At 71.8% G+C, this 15,062-nt stretch carries 15 protein-coding genes and 3 tRNA genes; 16 read left to right on the forward strand and 2 right to left on the reverse strand.

Annotation, left to right across the window (positions count from 1 at the left end):
* From ASF38_RS11280 to ASF38_RS11290, 3 genes are all read left to right on the forward strand, one after another.
* Positions 1-1,083 (forward strand): saccharopine dehydrogenase C-terminal domain-containing protein (locus tag ASF38_RS11280; protein ID WP_200914506.1); only part of this gene is annotated, 1,083 nt, incomplete at its 5' end.
* Positions 1,080-2,597, forward strand: a complete 1,518-nt coding sequence (locus ASF38_RS11285) for an aldehyde dehydrogenase family protein (RefSeq protein WP_056576120.1) — start codon at positions 1,080-1,082, stop codon at positions 2,595-2,597. The genes ASF38_RS11280 and ASF38_RS11285, both read left to right, overlap by 4 nt.
* 5 nt (positions 2,598-2,602) lie before the next feature.
* On the forward strand, positions 2,603-3,841 hold the full coding sequence (locus ASF38_RS11290) for a VOC family protein (protein WP_056576123.1): 1,239 nt from the start codon (positions 2,603-2,605) through the stop codon (positions 3,839-3,841).
* On the opposite strand, the gene ASF38_RS11295 is transcribed toward ASF38_RS11290, so the two are convergent.
* Both ASF38_RS11295 and ASF38_RS11300 read right to left on the reverse strand, forming a co-directional pair.
* Positions 3,822-4,472, reverse strand: a complete 651-nt coding sequence (locus ASF38_RS11295; RefSeq protein ID WP_055965360.1) for a hypothetical protein — start codon at positions 4,470-4,472, stop codon at positions 3,822-3,824. The two genes, ASF38_RS11290 and ASF38_RS11295, sit on opposite strands and share 20 nt — an antisense overlap.
* Before the next feature lie 175 nt (positions 4,473-4,647).
* Positions 4,648-5,304, reverse strand: a complete 657-nt coding sequence (locus ASF38_RS11300) for a DUF429 domain-containing protein (protein WP_162237351.1) — start codon at positions 5,302-5,304, stop codon at positions 4,648-4,650.
* A gap of 57 nt (positions 5,305-5,361) precedes the next feature.
* On the opposite strand from ASF38_RS11300, the gene ASF38_RS11305 reads away from it, so the two are divergent.
* The 13 genes from ASF38_RS11305 to ASF38_RS11365 all read left to right on the forward strand — a co-directional run.
* Positions 5,362-5,799 (forward strand): VOC family protein, encoded by a 438-nt coding sequence (locus tag ASF38_RS11305; RefSeq protein ID WP_056576126.1) that lies wholly within the window; start codon positions 5,362-5,364, stop codon positions 5,797-5,799.
* A 48-nt stretch (positions 5,800-5,847) separates the two neighbouring features.
* Entirely contained in the window at positions 5,848-6,576 is a 729-nt protein-coding gene (recO, locus tag ASF38_RS11310) for a DNA repair protein RecO (RefSeq protein WP_055965369.1), read from the forward strand.
* Positions 6,577-6,601: 25 nt separating this feature from the next.
* Positions 6,602-7,396: an isoprenyl transferase gene (locus ASF38_RS11315; protein WP_055965372.1), complete on the forward strand. Its 795-nt coding sequence runs from the start codon at positions 6,602-6,604 to the stop codon at positions 7,394-7,396.
* Positions 7,393-7,908, forward strand: a complete 516-nt coding sequence (locus ASF38_RS11320; protein WP_056576130.1) for a hypothetical protein — start codon at positions 7,393-7,395, stop codon at positions 7,906-7,908. Before ASF38_RS11315 ends, ASF38_RS11320 begins: the two co-directional genes overlap by 4 nt.
* Positions 7,909-7,928: 20 nt before the next feature.
* The gene (locus ASF38_RS11325; RefSeq protein ID WP_055965377.1) at positions 7,929-8,579 is read left to right on the forward strand and encodes a peptidylprolyl isomerase; all 651 of its coding nucleotides are present in this window, start codon (positions 7,929-7,931) and stop codon (positions 8,577-8,579) included.
* Between the two features lie 29 nt (positions 8,580-8,608).
* Positions 8,609-9,388 (forward strand): fumarylacetoacetate hydrolase family protein, encoded by a 780-nt coding sequence (locus ASF38_RS11330; protein ID WP_055965380.1) that lies wholly within the window; start codon positions 8,609-8,611, stop codon positions 9,386-9,388.
* Positions 9,381-10,928 (forward strand): glutamate--tRNA ligase, encoded by a 1,548-nt coding sequence (gltX, locus tag ASF38_RS11335; RefSeq protein ID WP_056576136.1) that lies wholly within the window; start codon positions 9,381-9,383, stop codon positions 10,926-10,928. Before ASF38_RS11330 ends, gltX begins: the two co-directional genes overlap by 8 nt.
* A 115-nt stretch (positions 10,929-11,043) precedes the next feature.
* Positions 11,044-11,115, forward strand: a tRNA-Gln gene (locus ASF38_RS11340).
* A 28-nt stretch (positions 11,116-11,143) separates the two neighbouring features.
* A tRNA-Glu gene (locus ASF38_RS11345) sits at positions 11,144-11,216 on the forward strand.
* Between the two features lie 63 nt (positions 11,217-11,279).
* Positions 11,280-11,355 (forward strand) — tRNA-Glu (locus ASF38_RS11350).
* Positions 11,356-12,284: 929 nt separating this feature from the next.
* Entirely contained in the window at positions 12,285-13,085 is an 801-nt protein-coding gene (locus ASF38_RS11355; RefSeq protein ID WP_055965385.1) for an NYN domain-containing protein, read from the forward strand.
* A gap of 79 nt (positions 13,086-13,164) precedes the next feature.
* Entirely contained in the window at positions 13,165-14,673 is a 1,509-nt protein-coding gene (locus tag ASF38_RS11360) for an Ada metal-binding domain-containing protein (protein WP_156366902.1), read from the forward strand.
* Positions 14,670-15,062: methylated-DNA--[protein]-cysteine S-methyltransferase (locus ASF38_RS11365; protein ID WP_056576142.1), on the forward strand; the 393-nt coding region annotated here is incomplete at its 3' end. The genes ASF38_RS11360 and ASF38_RS11365, both read left to right, overlap by 4 nt.

The raw sequence follows: 15,062 nt of genomic DNA on the forward strand, positions 1-15,062 counted from the left end.
TCCATCAACACCGTCGCGGTGTTCGGACTGGGGAAGGTCGGCGAGCTCGTCGCCGACCTCCTGGTCCGCGCCCAGTTCTCCGTCGTCGGGTACGACGCAGCGCCGCGCGACGACCTGCACTTCGCGTCGCACGCCGTCGACGTCTCCGACACCACGGCCGTGCGCAAGGCCCTCACCGACGTCGACGCCGTCGTCTCCTGTTTGCCCTACCACCTCAACATCGCCGTGGCCGAGGCCGCGTACGACACCGGGACCCACTACTTCGACCTCACCGAGGACGTGCCCACCACCAACCGGGTGGTCGAGCTGAGCGCCAAGCGTCCGGAGTCGGCGTTCGTGCCGCAGTGCGGCCTCGCCCCCGGTCTCATCGGCATCGTCGGTGCCTCGCTCGCCGAGGGCTTCGAGCAGATCCGCAACATCGAGCTCAAGGTCGGCGCCCTGCCGCAGAACCCCACGGGGCTGCTCGGCTACGCCTTCAACTGGTCGGCCGAGGGCGTGGTGAACGAGTACCTCAACGACTGCGAGGTGCTGCGCTCGGGCCGTCGCCAGATGGTGCCCGCGATGACCGAGAAGGAGCGCGTGTTCATCGCCGGCATCGAGCTGGAGGCGGCGCTCACCTCTGGTGGTCTCGGCACCATGTGCCAGACCTACGAGGGGCGCGTGAGCCGCCTCGACTACAAGACGCTGCGCTACCCCGGCCACTTCCGCCAGATGCACTTCCTGTTCGACGAGCTCAACCTGCGTGAGCGTCGCGAGGAGGTCGGCCGCATCCTCGTCGACGCCAAGCCTCCGGTGAACGACGACATCGTCTACCTGCACGCCGCGGTCGAGGGCACCAAGGCCGGTCAACCCTTCCGCGAGAACTACGTCCGCGGCTACCTGCCCATCGAGATCGACGGCCGCACCTGGCGTGCCATCAGCTGGACCACGGCCGCCTCCGCGGTCTCGGTGGTCGAGCTCGTCGCCGACGGCGTGCTGCCGCACGCCGGCTTCGTCGCCCAGGAGGACATCCGCCTGACCGACCTCTTCGCCACCACCTCCGGCCAGCTCTTCGCCTCCCACGGAAAGGTCTCCCCGGCATGACCGACGTCAGCACGCGTGCCCTCGACATCCTCCAGCGCCTCGGCGCCGGTGATCCCTTCGACGCCGCGGGTGACCTGTCGGCGACGTCGCCGATCGACGGTCACGAGATGGGTCGGCTCGCCGCTCACTCCGCCGCCGACGTGGCCGACGCGGTGAGTCGTGCCCACGAGGCGTTCCTGCAGTGGCGCACGGTGCCCGCACCGGTGCGTGGCGCGTTCGTCCGTGAGCTGGGCGAGCTGCTCCGTGAGCACAAGGACGACCTCGGCGCCCTGGTGAGCATCGAGGCCGGGAAGATCCTGAGCGAGGGCCTGGGCGAGGTGCAGGAGATGATCGACATCTGCGACCTCGCGGTCGGGCTGTCCCGCCAGCTGCACGGCCTGACGATCGCGACGGAGCGTCCGGGTCACCGGATGATGGAGCAGTGGCACCCGCTGGGCGTCGTCGGCGTCATCAGCGCCTTCAACTTCCCGGTGGCGGTCTGGTCGTGGAACGCGGCGCTCGCGTTCGTGTGCGGTGACGCCGTGGTGTGGAAGCCCTCGGAGAAGACCTTGCTGACGGCGCTCGCGTGCCAGGCGCTGGCCGCCGAGGCCGCGCGTCGCACGGGTGCGCCGGAGCACCTGTCGCAGGTCGTCCTCGGTGCCCGGGAGGTGGGGGAGGCGCTCGTGGACGACCCGCGCGTGCCGCTCGTCTCGGCCACCGGTTCCACCCGCATGGGCAAGGAGGTCGCACCGCGGGTCGCCGCACGCCTGGGCCGCACGCTGCTCGAGCTCGGCGGCAACAACGCCGCGATCGTCGCGCCCAGCGCCGACCTCGACCTCGCCGTGCGTGGGATCGTGTTCTCCGCCGTGGGCACGGCCGGCCAGCGGTGCACGTCGCTGCGCCGCGTGATCGTGCACCACAGCATCAAGGACGAGCTCGTCGAGCGCCTCGCCAAGGCCTACGGCACGCTGCCGATCGGGTCGCCGCTGGAGCCGTCGACGCTCGTCGGGCCGCTCGTGGACGAGACGTCGTTCCGTGCGTTCGGCGACGCGATCTCCCGGGCCCAGAGCGACGGCGGCACCCTCGTGACCGGTGGTGGGCAGGACGTCGCGGCCAGCGACGCGACCGGCGGTGGCTACTACGTGCAGCCCGCGATCATCGACATGCCCGCCCAGAGCGACGTGGTGAAGGAGGAGACGTTCGCGCCGATCCTCTACGTCCTCGGCTACGAGACGTTCGAGGAGGCGCTGGTCCTGCACAACGACGTCACCCAGGGGTTGTCGTCGTCGATCTTCACCCTCGACGTCCGTGAGGCCGAGACGTTCCTCTCGGCCGTCGGGTCCGACTGCGGCATCGCCAACGTCAACATCGGGCCCTCCGGCGCCGAGATCGGTGGCGCCTTCGGAGGCGAGAAGGACACCGGCGGCGGACGCGAGTCCGGCTCGGACGCGTGGCGCGCCTACATGCGCCGCGCGACGAACACGGTCAACTACTCCACCGAGCTCCCGCTCGCCCAGGGCGTGGAGTTCGTGTGAGTGGGGTGGGTCCCACCGAGCTGCGAGCGCGGTTCGCCCGGTCCCTCTCGGAGCTCTACGGCTCGGAGGTGCCCGCGTACACGACATTGGTCGAGGCCTGCGAGCAGGTGAACGCCGAGGTGCTCGAGCGGCGCGGCGAGGACGCCGAGCGGCTCGGCTCCATCCAGCGCGTCACGGCCGAGCGGCACGGCGCCATCCGGGTGGGCACGGCCGCCGAGCTCGCCCAGGTGGGCCGGGTCTTCGGCGCGTGCGGCATGTACCCCGTGGGGTTCTACGACCTGCGCGAGGCCACCCCGCCGATCCCCGTCGTGAGCACCGCGTTTCGTCCCACCTCGCGCCTCGAGCTCGCGGAGAACCCTTTCCGCGTGTTCACCTCGGTGCTGGTGGTCGACGACCGGCGCTTCTTCGACGAGCGCACCGAGGCGCAGCTGCGGGAGTTCCTCGACGCGCGCACGCTGTTCCCCGACGAGCTGCTCGACCTCGCCGACCGCATGGAGAGCGAGCACGAGCTGTCCCACGACCAGGCCGACCGCTTCCTCGAGCTGGCCACCGCGTCCTTCGCGCTGTCCGACGAGCCGGTCGACCGCACCTGGTACGAGCACCTCGAGTCGATCTCGAGCGTCGCGGCCGACATCGGCGGGGTCACGTCCACCCACATCAACCACCTCACCCCGCGCGTGCTCGACATCGACGCGCTCTACGCGCGCATGGGCGAGCTGGGCGTCGAGATGATCGACCGCATCCAGGGCCCGCCGAGGGTGGAGTCGGGGCGGGGCGTCGACGTGCTGCTGCGTCAGACGTCGTTCCGGGCGCTCGACGAGCCGCGGCGCTTCCGCGAGGCCGACGGCTCGGTGGTGGAGGGACGACTGCGCGTCAGGTTCGGCGAGGTCGAGGCGCGCGGCGTGGCCCTGACGCCTGCCGGCCGCAACCTCTACGACGGGAGGGGCTTCCGGGCCTTCCCGACCACGGACGAGGACCTCCACCGCGCCGGTCTGGCCTACTACACGCGCAACCACGCGGGCCGGCTCCAGCCGATCGTCTACGAAGACTTCCTGCCGAAGTCCGCCGCCGGCATCTTCGCCTCCAACCTGACGTCCGACGGCACGGCCGACGCACGCCGCCGCGCCTCGTTGCGTGACGCCGCCTGGATGCAGGAGGCGCTCGGCCGCGAGCTGCACGACCCCTACGCGCTCTACGAGCGCGAGAGGGCGGAGGCCGGGGCAGCTACTCGACGCGCTCCATGACGGACTTGTAGCCGGTCGCGGTCTGGGTGAACGAGTCCTCGCTGCACGTGTACTGCACGGGGCCGCTGCCGGGCTGCAGCTCCTGCTCGCTCTCCTTGCCGTCGGCCAGGCGCACCGTGAGGCTGCCGTCGACGTCGCCGAGCACGAAGCTCATCGTGTCGCCGCTCGTGCTCACGTCGTAGGTGACGGTGCCCTCGAAGATCGCCTCGCCGCCCGCGGCCTCCAGGGCGAGCGTGGCGGGCGTGCCGTCGTAGGTGACCGTCTCGGTGCCGTCCTCGGTGATCTCGAGCGTGCGCTTCACGTCGGAGATGGTGAACTTCCCCTGCTCGGTGTCGACCGTCTCGGTGTGCTCGGTGGTGCGCCAGGTGCCGACGAGGCACGCGTCGAGGCCGCCTGTCGCTGCGTCCTGGTCCGCCGGTGCCTCGCTCGAGGGGGCGGACCCGCCGGCTGCGGAGGGTGTCGTGGCGGTGTCGCCGTCGGACGAGCGCCCGAACGCGAACCCCGCGGCCACGGCGCCTCCGATCACCAGGACGGCGCCGAGCGTGAGGGCCACGACGACCCACGTCCGTGGTGGCTGCTTCGGTCCGCCCTGCGGCTCCGGCTGCGGAATCACCTGGGTGTCGTCGTCCATCGATGCCCTCCCGAGACGTGGTCCTGCGGCGTGCTCGCAGACACCTTCGCACGGATCGATGGCCGCGTCGACGTCTCCGTCCCCGACTCGTGCTCGCCCCTGCGTCCTGACGCCTTCGCGTCGGTCCTGGCGTCGTCGATCGACACGAAGGGGTCAGAACGCGGAACGGGGCGGGTCAGACCCAGATGGGGGCGCCGTCGGCGGGGTCCTCGGGGAGGCGCAGCGCCGTGCCGCGGGCGATGCGGCGTGCCGTCCACGCGGCGGCGCCGGCGTCGAGCAGGTCGTCGAGGGCGGCTCCGCGTGGCGGGCTCGTGGGGAGCTCGATGCCCTCGGAGCGCAGGAGTGCGCGACGTCGGGCCGCCCCCTCGGCGAGCTTCTTGCGCTCCACCAGCGGCTCGCCCGCCAGCTCGGCGAAGCTCGACTCCGGGTGCACCTCGTGCACGGGGACGTCGGGATCGGTGGCCAGCCAGTCGCGCACGTCGCGGATGGCGGGGAAGAGGCCGAACGACTGGCGGCTCAGGCCCAGGCCCGTGGCCTCGCGGTTCAGCCGGTTCGCCTCGGCGTACTCCGTGGCGTCGACGGCGGAGGCCGCCGGGGAGTTGAACACCGTGGACGCCCGACCTGGCAGACGTCGGCGTGCCTCCCGCTCCGCTGCGCGCCCCTCCGTCTCGGGCAGCTCCAGCGGGATGTCGATCCCCACGACGTCGACCGGTCCCGCCGCGCCGACCAGCTCGCCGATCGTGGGCGCGACGAGGACCAGCACGACGTCGTCGTCGCTCCAGCGCACCCCGATCCAGCCGCCTCGGCAGCCGTCGACCCCCAGGACCTCCACGTCGGCATCGTGGCACCGTCCGTGGACCGTGTCGGTGGGCGGGGGCATGCTCGAGCCATGAGCCGAGACGTGCAGGTCACCATCGACTGTGCCGGGCCGGGTGCCCTCGCCGTCTTCTGGGCCGAGGTGCTCGGCTACCAGGTGCAGCCCCCACCACCGCCCTTCGCGTCGTGGGAGCAGGCCCTCGACGCGTTCGGCGTGCCGGAGTCCGAGCGCGACTCGCGGTCCGCGGTGGTCGACCCCGCCGGCGTCGGTCCGCGGGTCTTCTTCCAGAGGGTCCCGGAGGGCAAGGCGGTCAAGAACCGCGTCCACCTCGACGTCAGGGCCGCGCCGGGTCTGGAGGGCGAGGAGCGGATGGCCGCGCTGCAGGCCGAGTCGAAGCGCCTGCAGGGTCTCGGCGCCCGCGAGCTCTACCGCGTCGAGCCCGACGGCGACATGGAGGCCGGGTTCATCACGATGGCCGACCCCGAGGGCAACGAGTTCTGCCTGGACTGACGGCCTCGCCGGCCCCGAACCGTCGGCACGGCCAGGCATGATGGTGCAGTGAGCCTCTATCGCGACCAGGGTGTGGTGCTGCGCACCCACAAGCTGGGCGAGGCCGATCGCATCATCACGCTGCTCACCCGTCAGCGCGGTCTCGTCCGCGCGGCCGCCCGGGGGGTGCGCAAGACGTCGTCGCGGTTCGGCGGCCGGCTCGAGCCGTTCATGCACGTCGACCTCCAGCTCGCGGAGGGGCGCACCCTCGACACGATCGTGCAGGTCGAGACGCTCGGTGCCTACGCCCGCGACCTCGGTCTCGACTACCCGGCCTACACGGCGGGCACGGCGATCCTCGAGACCGCCGAGCGCCTCGTCACGCACGACGGTGAGCCGGCCGTGCAGCAGTACCAGCTGCTCGTCGGCGCGCTGGCCGCTCTCTCGACGCGGCGTCAGCCGCCGAGCACGCTGCTCGACTCCTACCAGCTGCGGGCGCTCGCGGTGGCCGGCTACGCCCCCAGCTTCTCCGGCTGCGCCCGGTGCGGGCTCGAGGGACCGCACCGCAACCTGCACGTCCCCTCCGGCGGCATGCTGTGCGACGGCTGCCGCCTGCCCGGGTCGTCGGCACCCTCGCCCTTCGCCGTCACGCTCCTGGCCGCGCTGCTCGCGGGTGACTGGCCGGTGGTCGCCGAGGCCGACGACCGCACCCGCCGCGAGGCCGCCGGTATCGTCAACGCGTACCTGTCGTGGCACCTGGAGCGCGGACTGCGCTCCATGGGGCACGTCGACCGTTGAGCCACCCCGAACCCGGCCAGGAGTCATGAGCCCCGCACCCGCCCGTCCTGCCCGCGGCCGCCCCGAGCCGCGCGCGCCGGAACCGCACCCGTCGGGTGCCCGCCCGCCCCAGCTCGAGCCGCACCAGGTGCCCCGCCACGTCGCGGTGGTCATGGACGGCAACGGGCGGTGGGCCAAGGAACGCGGCCTGCCGCGCACGGAGGGTCACAAGCGTGGCGAGTTCGCCCTGCTCGACGTCGTCAAGGGCGCGATCGAGGTCGGGATCGAGGCCGTGAGCGTCTACGCCTTCTCCACCGAGAACTGGAAGCGCTCGCCCGAGGAGGTCCGCTTCCTCATGGGGTTCAACCGCGACGTGGTGCACCGTCGCCGCGACGAGATGCACGCCCTGGGGGTGCGGGTCCGCTGGGCGGGTCGTCCTCGCCGGCTGTGGCGCAGCGTCATCAACGAGCTCGAGACGGCCGAGCGCCTCACGCGGCACAACGACGTCCTGAGCCTCACCATGTGCGTCAACTACGGCGGCCGGGCCGAGATCGCCGACGCCGCCGCGGCACTCGCCCGCGACGTCAAGGCGGGCAAGGTCGACCCCGACCGCGTCACCGAGCGCACCTTCGCCCGCTACCTCGACGAGCCGGACCTGCCCGACGTCGACCTGTTCTGGCGCACGTCGGGCGAGCAGCGCACGAGCAACTTCCTGCCGTGGCAGTCGGCCTACGCCGAGCTGGTGTTCTCCGACATCGCCTGGCCCGACGTCGACCGGCTGGCCCTGTGGGCCGCGGTCGAGGAGTACGCAGGTCGCCAGCGTCGGTTCGGTTCGGCATGAGCACGGACGGCATGGAGAGGGGCGGCATGGAGACGGGCGGCACGAGCACGGGCGGGGGCGCACCCGTGCGCGGACCCAAGGCACCACCTCGGCGCCTGCTCACGGACTGGACCACCACGGCCGGCGTGGCCGGCGACGGGCTCGCGGCCCTGGTGGCCGCCGACGACGCGGTGGCCGAGGCCATCCATCTCGCGACGCTGGGCTACGAGGTGTTCGTGCTCGACACCGTCACGCCCGACGACTTCACGCCGCCGCGGGTGCACGTGGTGCCGATCTCCGCGGCCGACGTCCCGGAGGTCTGGCACGACCGGTTCGCTCTGGTCGTGGCCGACGTCGCGTCGTCGGCAGCGGTCGTGCCGTGCGTGGCCGAGGCCGGTCTCCTCGTCGTCATCGGCGAGGCGCCGGTGCCGTCCGACCTCGCGCCCGGCCTGGTCGAGGTGCGCGTGGAGGTGGGCCCCGATCCGGACTCCCCGGTCGTGGAGCGGTTCCGGGCGGTCCACGCCCGGCTGTGAGGGTTCTCTACGATCCCTGCATGCGCCTGCGTCGAACCGCCGTCCTGCTCGCCGTCGTCCCGCTGCTGGGTCTCGCCGCCTGTGGCGACGACTCGGACTCCTCGGACGCTGCCTCCGACGAGGGGTGCTCGTGGGTCGAGACCGGTGGTGCGGCCAAGCAGGTCGACCCGCCGGCCGACGACGCGGAGCCGGCGGGCTCGGTCGTCATCACCATCAACGGGCAGGACGTGCCGGTCGAGCTGCTCCCCGAGCCGGTGTGCGCGACCACGTCGTTCACGTCGCTCGCCGAGCAGGGCTACTTCGACGACGCCCCCTGCAGCCGCGTCAGCGACCCGACGGCCGTGCCCTACGGCATCATCCAGTGCGGCGACCCGACCGGCACCGGGACCGGTGGGCCGGGATACTCCTTCGCCGACGAGCTGACGGGGGAGGAGGCCTATCCGGCGGGCAGCGTCGCGATGGCCAACGCCGGGCCCGACACGAACGGCTCGCAGTTCTTCCTGAACTTCGCCGACTCGGACTTCCCGCCGGACTACACGGTCTTCGGCACGATCTCGGCGGACGGCCTGGCCGCGCTCGAGGACGTCGCCTCGGTCGGCGCCGAGGGTGGCGCCCCCGACGGACCGCCGGCCGAGCCGATCGTCATCGACTCGGTCCGTCCGGTCGAGTAGCGCCTGCCCCGGCTCGGTAGGGTCGAGGCATGCGTGTAGCCAGGTTCGCCGGGGACGACGATCCCCGTTTCGGAGTGGTCGGTGACGAGGACGGCACCCCCACGATCGCGGTGCTGAAGGGTGACCCGCTGTACGCGGGCTACGAGCTCACGGGCCAGAAGGTCGCGATCGACGACGTGCGCCTGCTGGCGCCGGTGATCCCCCGCAGCAAGGTGGTGGGCATCGGCAGGAACTATGCCGCGCACGCGGCCGAGCTGGGCAACGACGTGCCCGAGAGGCCGCTCGTCTTCCTCAAGCCCAACACCAGCGTGGTCGGTCCCGGTGACCCGATCGTCTACCCGGCTCAGAGCTCGGACGTGCACTTCGAGGGCGAGCTGGCCGTGGTGATCGGGCGCATCTGCAAGGACGTGCCCGCCGAGGACGTCGACAAGGTGATCTTCGGCTACACGGTGGCCAACGACGTCACCGCACGAGACCTGCAGCGCACGGACGGCCAGTGGGCCCGCGCCAAGGGCTTCGACAGCTTCTGCCCGCTCGGCCCGTGGATCGAGACCAACCTCGATCCCGCCGACCTCCGCGTCACCACCGAGCTCGGCGGCGAGGTCAAGCAGGACGGTCGCACCAGCGACATGGTGTTCTCCGTCGCCGACATCGTCGCCTACGTCTCCTCGTTCATGACGCTGCTGCCCGGCGACGTCATCCTCACCGGCACCCCCGACGGCGTCGGACCGATGCAGGTCGGCGACTCGGTGAGCGTCACCGTCGAGGGCATCGGCACCCTCACCAACCAGGTGGTCTCCCATGACTGACGTCAGCCCCGAGACGACCAGCACCGCTTCCGTCCCGACCGTGGGCGACGACGTGCCGGTGGTCGCCCGCTTCTGCCCCTCGCCGACCGGCAACCCGCACGTCGGCATGGCGCGCACGGCGCTGTTCAGCTGGGCGTACGCACGCCACCGCGGTGGCCGCTTCGTGTTCCGCATCGAGGACACCGACGCGAGCCGCGACAGCGAGGAGTCCTACGACCTGCTGATCGACGTGATGCGGTGGCTCGGCCTCGACTGGGACGAGGGCGTCGAGGTGGGCGGCCCGAACGGGCCGTACCGTCAGAGCCAGCGGATGGACGTGTACGCCGACGTCGCGCAGCGCCTTCTCGACGCCGGGCTGGCGTACAAGGCCTACGACACCGCCGAGGAGCTGGAGCAGCGTCGTGACGCGGCGCGGGCCGCCGGTCGGCCCAGCGGCTACGACGGACTGCACCGTGACCTCACGCCCGAGCAGCGGGCCGCCTACGAGGCCGAGGGCCGGCAGCCGGTCATCCGGTTCAAGATGCCGCAGAAGGACTGGACCTTCGACGACCTGGTCCGCGGACCGATCACGTTCGGCGCCGAGAACGTGCAGGACTTCGTCATCGTGCGCGCCAACGGTCAACCGCTGTACACGCTGACGAACCCCGCCGACGACGCGCTCATGGGCATCACCCACGTGCTGCGCGGCGAGGACATCCTCAGCTCCACGCCCCGCCAGATCGCGATGTACGAGGCGTTCGCGCAGATCGGCCTCGGTCACGGCATGGTCCCGCGCTTCGGCCACCTGCCCTACGTCACGGGCCAGGGCAACAAGAAGCTGTCGAAGCGCGACCCCGAGTCCAACCTCCTCGGCTACCGGGAGCAGGGCTTCCTGCCCGAGGGGCTGCTCAACTACCTCGCCCTGCTGGGCTGGTCGCTCCCCGCGGTCGACGGCGTCGAGCGCGACGTGTTCACGCTCGAGGAGATGGTCGAGGCCTTCGAGATCTCCCGCGTCAACCCCAACCCGGCCCGCTTCGACCTCAAGAAGTGCGAGGCGATCAACGGCGACCACGTGCGGCTGCTCTCCGAGGAGGACCTCCGCGCCCGGCTGGTGCCGCGGTTCGCGGCCGAGGGCCTCGTGCAGGATCCGCCCACGGAGGCGCAGAGCGCCATGCTGGCGGCCGCGGTGCCCCTCGTCCACGAGCGGATGGGGCTGCTCACCGAGGCCGTCTCGATGCTGCGGTTCCTGTTCGTCGACGAGGCGGACTTCACGATCGACCCGGACGACCGTGCGAAGCAGCTCGACGAGAAGGGCCTGGAGGTGGTGCAGGCCGCCCTCACGGCGCTGGAGGCCATCGGCTCGACCGTCGAGTGGTCGACGCCCACGATCGAGGGCGCGCTGCGCGCTGCGCTGGTCGACGACCTGGGGCTCAAGCCGCGACTGGCCTTCGGGCCGGTGCGGGTGGCCGTGACCGGCAGCCGCATCTCGCCGCCCCTGTTCGAGTCGATCGAGCTGCTGGGTCGGACCCGCACGCTGGAGCGTCTGCGCGCGGCACTCTGACCGACCCGGACGTCGAGGCGGAGGGCCGCACCCGGTTTGGGGGAGCGCATCGGCGTCGGGTAAGGTTTCTCCCTGGTTCGGACGCCGTTCGCAAGGACGGTGCTCGATACCCCCATGGGGTATGGTGTAATTGGCAACACAGCGGTTTCTGGTACCGTCGTTCTAGGTTCGAGTCCTAGTACCCCAGCGAAGACCGGGTCTGTGATCCGGTCCGCGCCCCGTTGGTCTAGCGGTTATGACGCCGCCCTCTCAAGGCGGAGATCGCCGGTTCGAATCCGGTACGGGGTACGAAAGGGTGCTGTACGTGCCGCAAGCACGACCAGCCTCTTTCACACGGCTCCTCGGGGCCGGGGCCCCGTTGTGTAGCGGCCTAGCACGTCGCCCTCTCAAGGCGGTAGCGCGGGTTCGAATCCCGTCGGGGCTACCACGCACCACCGCAGACCCCTCGACCCCTGGTCGGGGGGTCTCGTGCGTTCCTGCGACCGCATCGTGGTGCGTCGCTCGGCTCGGCGGCGTTCCTGCGGCTACGTCGGCTCGCGTGGTCCGTCGCTTGCGGCTGCACTGCCGCCGCTGGGTCTTTCCTCGGTGCTGCGCTGCTCCTGCTGGGTCTCGACCTGCGGCTGCGTCGCTGTGGCTGCGAGTCGACCTGCGCTCCGAAAGGGCCTCGACCGGCGGACGGGTCCGGGCTCGGGCGAGCTCTCGGAGCGTGGCTCGGAGGGACGCAAGGTTCTGCGTTCGTGCGTGAGAGGGCGAAGGATGCTGCGTTCGCTACGGGATCCCGTCACCAACGCAGCATCCTTCGGGTTTTTGCACGCGAAGGCAGAATCGTGCGTCCGCCGGGGCGCCTCGTGCGGCGGGTGGGCAGGGATTCTCCCTTCTCGCGGACCGTTCCACGACGATGGAGAATCCCTGCCCCTACGGGGCCAAAGTCGCCGCCACGTTGCTTCCTTCGCGTGGCACGGTCCACGCGAAGGGAGAATCGTGCGTGGATCCCGCGTAGAGGGAGAATCGTGGCCGCGCCCCGCAGACCCAGCCGACCCGAGACCCCCGGTCCGGTCGAGGCCCTCTCGGAGACCGACCCGTCTTGGAGCCACAGCGACGCAGCAGCAGGCGAGTGCACAGCAGCGCCTCGCAGACCCAGCCGGGCCAAGTTCCACCGCTCCGGTCGAGGCCCTCTCGGAGACCAACCCGTCTTGGAGCCACAGCGACGCAGCATCAGGTGAAGACGTAGCCACACCGACGCAGCAGCGCGGGAACGCCCAGTCGAGCGACGCAGCAGCAGGCCGGGACCTCGGCAGCCGAGGAGCGGCGAGGGGAGTGGCGGGAGGCGTGAGCCGGCGCCCCTAGGGTGGACCCATGCCTCCTGCTCGCATCGCCGTGCTCATCGACGCCGACAACGCTCCTGCCTCCAAGATCGGCGCGATCCTCTCGCAGGTCGCGAAGTCCGGGAACGCGCACGTGCGTCGCGCCTACGGCGATTGGAAGAACTCCCACCTCAAGGGCTGGGAGGGCCGGCTGCAGGAGTTCGCGATCGCCCCCGTGCAGCAGTTCGCCTACACGAAGGGCAAGAACGCCTCCGACATCGCCATGGTCATCGACGCCATGGACCTCCTGCACGCGGGCGTCGCCGACGGCTTCGCCATCGTCTCGAGCGACGCCGACTTCACGCCCCTCGTCATGCGCTTGCGACAGTCCGGCGCCGAGGTCCTCGGCTTCGGCGGGGAGAAGGCGCCCAAGGCGTTCCAGAACGCGTGCTCGACCTTCTACAAGCTGGAGACGCTGCGCGAGGACGACGACACCGAGGACGACACCGAGGACGACGCGGACGAAGCCCCGGACGACGCTCCGGCCGCCTCCAACGGCCGGGCTCGTCCCGCCTCGCAGCGCGCCTCCCAGCGCGTGGACGGCGCCAAGCTGCGCAGCGACCGACAGCTCGTGCGCATGCTTCGCACGGCCGTCGACGAGGCCGCCGACGACGACGGGTGGGCCCAGCTCTCCAAGGTGAGCGACCAGATCCGCAACCAGTCCTCGATCCAGCCCGGCAACTACGGCTACGCGAAGTTCAGCGGGCTCATCGAGGCGATCGACCTGTTCGAGGTCAAGCGCGCCGACGGCAAGTCGGTGATGGTGCGGCGGAAGAAGCGCGGCGGACGCTGACCCAGCGACGGAACGGCACGGCACGGCCGTGTCCGATTCCCGCCAGACGTACTTGCCCCCACGGGGCACGATGGTCGGCATGGAGGACTTCGACGAGCGCTACCGCGCGGTGAGCTCGCGCGACGAGCGCTTCGACGGGATGTTCTTCACCGCGGTGCGCACCACGCGCATCTACTGTCGTCCCTCCTGCCCGGCGACGACCCCGCTCGCCCGGAACGTGGAGTTCCACCGCACGGCCGCGGCGGCGGAGGCGGCCGGCTTCCGCGCGTGCCGACGGTGCCGTCCGGACAGCTCGCCCGGGTCGCCGGAGTGGGATGTCCGAGCCGACGCCGTGGGGCGTGCGGTCCGGCTGGTGCGCGACGGCGTGGTCGAGCGCGAGGGCGTTCCGGGGTTGGCGCAGCGGCTGGGCTACAGCGAACGGCACCTGAACCGCATGATCACCCAGGAGCTCGGTGTGGGACCTCTTGCGCTGGCCCAGTCGCAGCGCGTTCGCACCGCGCGGCTGCTGGTGGAGACGACCGACATGCCCATGTCCGACGTCGCCTTCGCGGCGGGCTTCGCGTCGGTCCGCCAGTTCAACGACGCCTTCCGGCGCGCGTACGACCGCTCGCCCCGCGAGATGCGCCGACGCGGCGCCGGCGGCTCGACGGCGGGAGAGTGCCTGCGACTGCGGCTCGCGCTCCGGCGCCCCTTCGACGCCGACGCGCTCGGGGGCTTCCTCGCCGACCACGCCGTGCCCGGGCTCGAGGTCGGTGAGGGACGCAGGTTCGCCCGGGTGCTCTCGTTGCCGCACGGCAGTGCGGTCGCCGAGCTCGTCCTGCACGACGACCACGTGGCGTGCCGGGTGCAGCTGCAGGACCCGCGCGACCTCACGGCGGCCGTCGCCCGGCTGAGGCACCTGCTCGACCTCGACGCCGACCCGGTCGCGATCGATCGAGCGCTGGGCGGCGAGGAGGGTGGGGCCGGGGACGGCGGTGCCAGCGATGGTGGGGCCGGGGACCTCGGCGCCCTGGTGCAGGAGCGACCTGGGCTGCGCGTCCCCGGCACGGTCGACGCGTTCGAGACGGCCGTGCGCACGGTCGTCGGGCAGCAGGTGTCGGTGAGCGGCGCGCGGACCGTCATCGGTCGGCTCGTCGCGGCCTCCGGGGAGACGGTCGAGCTGCCCCTCGCCCAGGAGCTCGGACTCACCCACGCGTTCCCGACCGCCTCGGCGCTGGCCGCGGTCGATCCCGAGACCCTGCCGATGCCCCGGTCCCGCGGGCGCACCGTCGTCGCCCTGGCCCGTGCGGTCGACGTCGGTGACCTCGTGCTGGACGGCGGCGTCGACCGCGACGCCGTCAGCCGCGCGCTGCTCGCCGTGCCCGGCATCGGCCCGTGGACCGTGGGCTACGTGCGCATGCGCGGGCTGGGCGATCCGGACGTGCTCCTCGAGACGGACCTGGTGCTCCGGCGGATCCTCCACGCCCGCGGGACCACCGACGCCGACGTCAGGCGGTGGGCGCCCTGGCGCTCGTACGCCGGGATGCACCTCTGGACCGAGCACCTGGCACGGCAGGCCTTGACCACGACGAGAGGATCGAGAGCATGAGCACCCGTTGGATGGACTCACCGATCGGCGGACTGCGCCTCCACAGCTCCGCGGGTCTCCTGACCGCGATCGAGTTCGGGGCCGAGCCGCACGGCCGTCCCGCCCCGGACCCGCTGCTGGACGACGCCCAGCAGCAGCTGCAGGAGTACTTCACGGGCGACCGCCGGAGCTTCGACCTGCCGCTCGCGAACGACGGCACCGAGTTCCAGCGCAAGGTGTGGGGCGAGCTGCGCCGGATCCCGTTCGGGGAGACGGCCAGCTACGGCGAGATCGCCCGACGTCTCGGCTACGAGCCCGTGATCTCGAGGGCCGTCGGCGCCGCCAACGGCGCCAACCCGCTGCCGATCGTCGTCCCGTGCCACCGGGTGGTGGGCTCGGACGGCTCCCTC

It is taken from the genome of Aeromicrobium sp. Leaf272 (assembly GCF_001422865.1).
In the GTDB taxonomy this organism is placed as follows: Bacteria; Actinomycetota; Actinomycetes; order Propionibacteriales; family Nocardioidaceae; genus Aeromicrobium.